Annotated in this window: 1 protein-coding gene; it reads right to left on the bottom strand. The window is 43.0% G+C overall.

All coding sequences use genetic code 11. The features are described 5' to 3' along the window. Positions 1-629, bottom strand: a 629-nt coding sequence (locus tag ACTHUR_RS14300) for a DnaJ domain-containing protein (RefSeq protein WP_440399224.1), incomplete at its 3' end; no start/stop codon positions are given. Between the last annotated feature and the right edge of the window lie 71 nt (positions 630-700).

Here is a 700-nt window from a genome sequence, read left to right as displayed (position 1 = left end):
AACCATCCTTGATTAGAAACAGGCTTATCTTCATTCAGTTTAATCAATCCGACGACTACACGATAAATGAGCCAAACACCGGTTGCCGCCAAAATCAGCCAACCGATTAAGATAAGTATGGTCAGCATCCCTAAAACCATACCAATCAAAGACACCCAAAATGTCTTAATCAGATAATCAATATGGCTGGCGTAAATGCTGCCTTGCGCTTCATCGCGTTTGATAAACGCCAAAATCACACCGACGACGGGTGTAAACCAAATAAACAAGCCCAAGGCATATGTCACATAGGCAATAAAAACATAGTTTTTCACTTCGGATTTGGACGTATTGACCATATTGCCCCCCGTATTATTGTTCCCTGTATTATAGTTTGCCGTATGATTGGCCGCCGTATCATTGAAGCTGTTTTCTTTGACTTCCTGACGCTCGTACTGCATCGCCGCATCATAAGCCAGACGTTTTTCCGGATGAGACAATACTTCAAACGCCTGTCCGATGGCTTTGAAACGCTCCGCATCTTTCTGAATATCCGGATTGGCAACCAATTTACCGTAAGCCTCGCGGATAACGCTGATATCAGCATCCTGAGATACACCCAAGATTTCGTATAAATTTAATTGTTCCATCTGTATTCCTATCCTTTATGAATCGACTGCAACATGAACATCTTTCGGATTGAGCGTCCGCAGGTTTTCAG

The sequence above is a fragment of the Neisseria sp. P0021.S007 genome, from assembly GCF_051956855.1.
The sequence above is the reverse complement of the archived record's forward strand: the minus strand, read 5'-3'. Positions and strand labels throughout refer to the sequence as shown.